At 60.1% G+C, this 5,183-nt stretch carries 4 protein-coding genes; 1 reads left to right on the top strand and 3 read right to left on the bottom strand.

Annotated features, from left to right (window positions below; translation table 11 throughout):
* Positions 1-167: 167 nt before the first annotated feature.
* Positions 168-2,030 carry a malto-oligosyltrehalose trehalohydrolase gene (gene treZ, locus NW837_RS15285; protein ID WP_414332500.1) on the top strand — a complete coding sequence of 621 codons (1,863 nt, stop codon included), beginning with the start codon at positions 168-170 and terminating at the stop codon, positions 2,028-2,030.
* 62 nt (positions 2,031-2,092) lie between these two features.
* On the opposite strand, the gene NW837_RS15280 is transcribed toward treZ, so the two are convergent.
* The 3 genes from NW837_RS15280 to NW837_RS15270 form a co-directional block, all read right to left on the bottom strand.
* The gene (locus NW837_RS15280; RefSeq protein ID WP_414332498.1) at positions 2,093-2,482 is read right to left on the bottom strand and encodes a hypothetical protein; all 390 of its coding nucleotides are present in this window, start codon (positions 2,480-2,482) and stop codon (positions 2,093-2,095) included.
* A 299-nt stretch (positions 2,483-2,781) separates the two neighbouring features.
* Positions 2,782-4,314, bottom strand: a complete 1,533-nt coding sequence (locus tag NW837_RS15275; protein ID WP_414332496.1) for an NAD(P)/FAD-dependent oxidoreductase — start codon at positions 4,312-4,314, stop codon at positions 2,782-2,784.
* A gap of 19 nt (positions 4,315-4,333) precedes the next feature.
* A partial coding sequence (locus NW837_RS15270; RefSeq protein WP_414332494.1) for a four-carbon acid sugar kinase family protein occupies positions 4,334-5,183 on the bottom strand: 850 nt, incomplete at its 5' end.

The following is a 5,183-nucleotide window of genomic DNA, read 5'->3' as shown; positions in this document are numbered from 1 at the left end:
AACAAACAGAATGCTATCGCTGCATAGTTGAACAGTGATGTTCAGCAGTGTTCAGCGTAAATGTATCAGACCCATTCCACTATGGCAGAGGAGAAGCCAAAAACCCACTCTCCGGCTTTTGCCAGGCATGCTCGCTATAGTGGAAGCCGAGTTGCGGGATAGATTCTGTGTTGCAGGCTTCTCCTTTCTTCCAGGCCGGGCGGATGGGCGCCTATCCCCTGGGCTCAGGCTGCTATCACTTCTCGGTGTGGGCGCCCTTGGTTGAGCAGGTGGAGCTGAAGCTGCTCAGCCCTGTCCAACGTTGCTTTACTCTAGTGCGGGATGAGCAGGGCTATTGGCAGGGGGAGGTGGACGGGATCCCACCTGGGCCGGTGGACTATCTCTACCGTCTGCACACCCAGGCAGGGGTAGTGGAGCGGCCGGATCCCGCTTCCCGCTGCCAGCCCTACGGCGTCCACGGCCCTTCGCGGGTGGTGGATCCCCACTTCGACTGGCAGGATCAGGGGTGGAAGGGGATCCCCCTGTCTCAGTGGATCCTCTACGAGCTGCATGTAGGCACCTTTACCCTCGAGGGCACCTTTGCTGCTCTGATCCCTCGCCTGCCGGAGTTGGTGGAGTTGGGGGTAAACGTGCTGGAGCTGATGCCGGTGGCCCAGTTTCCAGGAGAGCGCAACTGGGGCTACGACGGCGTCTACCCCTACGCGGTGCAGACCAGCTATGGAGGAGCGGCAGGCTTCAAAGCCCTAGTCAATGCCTGCCACCAACTGGGTTTGGCCGTCATCTTGGATGTGGTCTACAACCACCTGGGGCCGGAGGGGAACTACCTGCGGGATTTTGGCCCCTACTTCACCGACAAGTACCACACCCCTTGGGGGGATGCCCTCAACTTCGACGACCGCTATTCTGACGGCGTGCGAGAGTTTTTCCTACAAAACGCCGAGTACTGGCTGGAGGAGTTTCATCTCGATGGGCTGCGGCTGGACGCGGTGCATGCCATCTACGACTTCAGCGCCTACCCCTTCTTGCAGGAATTGGCAGAGCAGGTGGATGCCCTAGAAGCTCGCACTGGCCGGCCCAGGGTTCTCATTGCCGAAAGCGACCTCAACGATGTCCGCCTCATCACCCCCCGAGAGCAAGGGGGCTACGGGCTAGATGCCCAGTGGTGCGATGACTTCCACCACTCACTTCACACCCTGCTTACCGGGGAAAAGACAGGCTACTACCAGGACTTTGGCGAATTGGAGCACCTGGCCAAGGCTTACCGGGAGAGCTACGTTTATTCTGGCCAGTACTCCTGCTACCGCGCCAGGCGTCACGGCAACTCCGCTGTTGGGCGACCGGGATCCCAATTTGTTGTCTGCATTCAAAACCACGATCAAATCGGCAACCGCATGTTGGGAGAGCGCCTCAGCCAGCTCACCTCTTTCGAGGGCCTCAAATTGGCTGCCGCTGCCCTGCTGCTAGCTCCCATGCTGCCGCTGCTATTTATGGGGGAAGAGTATGGGGAAGTGGCGCCATTTCTGTATTTTGTCAGCCACGGGGATCCCGATTTGGTGGAAGCGGTACGACAGGGACGCCGCCGCGAGTTCAGCGCCTTTGCCTGGCAGGGAGAGCCGCCGGATCCCCAAGCTGAAGAGACTTTCTTGCGCTCCAAGCTCAATTGGGACTTGAAAAAAGCCGGTCACCACCAGGTTCTCTGGAAGTGGTACCAGGCCCTGATCCAGCTGCGCAAAACCCAGCCGGCCCTCCAGCATCTGGAGCGGGACGGGGTGGAAGTGGAGCTCTTTTCCAACTCTGGCCTAGCTCTGCACCGCCGCCAGGGATCCCAGGCTTTGCTTGCCCTTTTCAATTTCAGCCCCGATCAGCCAGTCACCTATACCCAATGGCCCAGCGGCACCTGGGAGAAGCTTTTGGATAGCCACGAGGCCCAGTGGTTGGGCAAGGGATCCCAACTGCCGGCAGAAAGCCAAGGGGATCCGGTTGAGGTACTGGGCTATGGGGTGGGCCTCTATGGTGCTTTGCACCGCTAACGCAGATGGCTGCGGCCAGAAGGGAAATCTCGACCGCTCCAGACCTGGCAAACGGAAACGGTCTAGCCGATCTTCGCGCCGCGGAAATAGAGGGAGTCAGGCAAGGGCCTGCGGGCGAGGCTGGGATTTCGGGAAGGTTTGCTCACCGGTTGGCCGCGATAGGTCAGCTTGGGCTTGGCAGGGTTGCCCGTAGGAGCAGCCTCTGGTTGGGACTGCACGGGTACGCCCGGCGACAGTTGAGCCCACACTTCCGCGTGATTCTCAAACTGCACCACAATGCTAAGAAATCCCCTTTCAATGTCGGCGCGACAGGCAGATATCGCGTCTTGGGCGCGTTTGTACACTTGCCGAAGGGCGTAGAAGTGATTCTGAAACTTGATCACCTCCACCAAACCCTGAGGAGTCGAAGCCCAGAAGCCACTGTCTGCATCGCTGTAGTCGAGAATAACCATGGCTAACTCCTACACTGACGAGTGGATGGATAAAGAATTCCCAACTCTTCCACTATGGATATCAAACGTCGTGAAACGTAATGGTGAGCTTGATCACATTGACAATGTTTCGATATCTCTTGAGTGTCTTGATTGCAGCTATGTTGAATTACAGTAGTGCAACCGCTCCTTGGCTCTCAACTTTCCTCTTCCTAATGAGATAAAAACTGCGAGTTAGGGCCTCGGCGGTGCAGATTGTCAGGGGAACGTCTCAAGCTCGTTCAAAGCCCCTATTTTCAGATAGAATATCTACAGAATCACTATGGAAATAACTTGTAATCTTGACCGCAGCCGTAGCGCCAAGCCTCGCGGCGCCGCTTCCAGAAGTAGTCCTGGGGGTTGGTTTCCGGCTCCGGGCGATCTGTTAGCCTTTGCAGCAGCTCGTAGAGGCCAAGGGCGCCAAAGTGGCCCGCCCATGCCACCAGCTCCGGCAACCCCAACCGAGGCAAAAGTCTGGCTACCAAGCTGGGATCCCGACGCGTCACCCCCCACAGGGCCTGGGCCAAGCCGCCAAACTGCACCACATCCTGCAAAAAGGGCTGCACCACCTGGGGGCCAGCGGCAACCATGGCCGCAAACACCCTGCTCAACAGGCGGTTAATGCTATTGGGATCCCAACTTTTGTTCTGCAGAGGGGGAATCATGGCCTTCTGAAATAGCCAGGTCACGGCCAAGTTGGGCTGGTAGGGTTGCAGCAGGGCCAGGGCTGCCTGGTTCAACTGCCGTTGCGCCAGGGCCTCGTGGATCCCCTGCTGTAGGCGATCCAGGTGGCGCAACATGGCGCCAAAGCCGCCAAAGCTTAGAGGCGACTGGCTGCCACTGCTATCCCCCACCGCCAATAGGCGATCCCAGGGCAGTTGCAGCGGGCTGCGGCGGTAGGCGGGGAAAACGCCACATAGCTTGCGCACCCAGCGGATCTGGGCCAGCTCCACCCCCTGGTAGGCTGGCAGCAGCCGGCAGTAATCCCGCCAGAGCTGCTCTAGACTAGGCCGCCGGGGATCCCGGTCGCAGTAGGTAAAAAGATAGGTGGTGCGCCCATCGCGGGCAGGGAAAGCTTCCCAAAAGGGCTGGTAGCCGTTCTGGGCTGGGGTAAAGCTGTAGAAGAGATCTCCCGTGGGTTGGTCGGGCAGCCCCTGGGCACAGGATCCCACCACCAGACAGACGCTATCTGGCGGCTGTCCTCGGCGAGCCTGGGCCGCGATGGGCGAGCGGTGCCCCATGGCATCCACCAGCAGTTGAGCACGGATCTGTCCCTTGGTGGTCTGGAGGCAGATCCCATCGGGGTGAACGGTGGCACTTTGAAAGGCAGTCTGCTCCCACACTTGGCCCCCCCAGGCCAGGAAATGCTGCTTGAGGAACTCCAGGAGGCTGACTGGATCCACGCCCACATTCAGCACTCCCTCCACCCACCAGTGGGGGCCCTCCCCAAAGCCAATCCGCCCCCTCGGGTAGTGGGTAACCTGGACTGCCTCCCACTCGGGCGGGGTAAGCAGCTCCAGCTCTAGCAACACCTGCAGCTCCTGGTGTGAGGTGTTCCACTCCTGCTCCCGCCCCCGCAGGATCCCGCGCTCCAGCAGGATCACCCGCCAGCCCCGCTTGGCCAAAGCCGCCCCCAGAAGGATCCCCAAGGTGCCGCCGGCAATCACCACATCGGCATCCCAGGATTGGCTGCCCAAACGAGCGGAAGAAGGGTGAACCACTGCCGGGGGCAGTTCCGCCTGCGGCTGCCGCAGGGATCCCCACCAGCGATCCAAGGTGGGCAGGGCTTCTGGCGGGGGGACGAATTCAGCCATCGGCAGGAGGAACTTCACTCTAGACCAAGCCCCGACTTTTGAGGCGACGGTGGAGCAAAAGCAGCGTATCCGACTCGCCGACATTGCCCGGAAACAACACCACCGGCAGGTTGGGAAAGCGGGGATGATCGGACGGGGTGATCACCATCGAGATCCCAGGGTAGACTTGCCCCAGCAGACGCACCGCCGGCAAGTTGAGGCCAACGCTGAGGGTGTCGTTGGAGGTGATGCCACCCTTGCTGATGAGATAGCCGATCCCTTCTGGCAGCCCCTGCACCACACCCATCAACAACCGGGAAACCTTCTGCCCAAAAGCTAGGCGCATTTCTACGGCGTCCTTTTCGAACGTCAGTTCCTCTCGGCTGGTGTAGACCACCGGCGTCAGACCCTGCTCATAGGCGCTGTGAACTTGGGCCAGGATCCCAGGCAGCAGCTCCGCGTCGGGATCCAATAGTCGCCTCACCTCCACCTCGATGCCTTGGGTTTCAGGCTCCTGCAGAAGGCGGGCCAACTGCTGGCTGGACTTTTGCACATGGGATCCCACAATCACCACCCCTGGCCGATCTGAGCGGACAAACCGCCCCATCTGCTCTGGCAGAACCGGCTGTGGCGGCAATTGGGCCAGAGCCGTCAAGAGGCTGGCGGCGCTGCGGAACAAAAAGCGCTTCCCCTGCTCTATAGCCGCCCAAACATCCTGGGCAAAGCGATCCAGATCCGCCTGGGTTTCTCCATCCACCACACAGCAGACATTCCCCTCCAGACTCAAAAGCCGCTCCAGACAGCCGGCGCGAATCTGCTCTAGGGTCAATCGCTCCACCTGCTCAGCCCGGATCCGCCCCTGGGTTTTCTCCTGCACATAGTCCGGCAAA

Origin of the sequence: Synechococcus sp. R6-10 (genome assembly GCF_047461815.1) — a bacterium.
Classification (GTDB): Bacteria; Cyanobacteriota; Cyanobacteriia; order Thermostichales; family Thermostichaceae; genus Thermostichus.
Note: the sequence above shows the minus strand (reverse complement) of the source record. Positions and strands in the feature narration are given on the sequence as shown.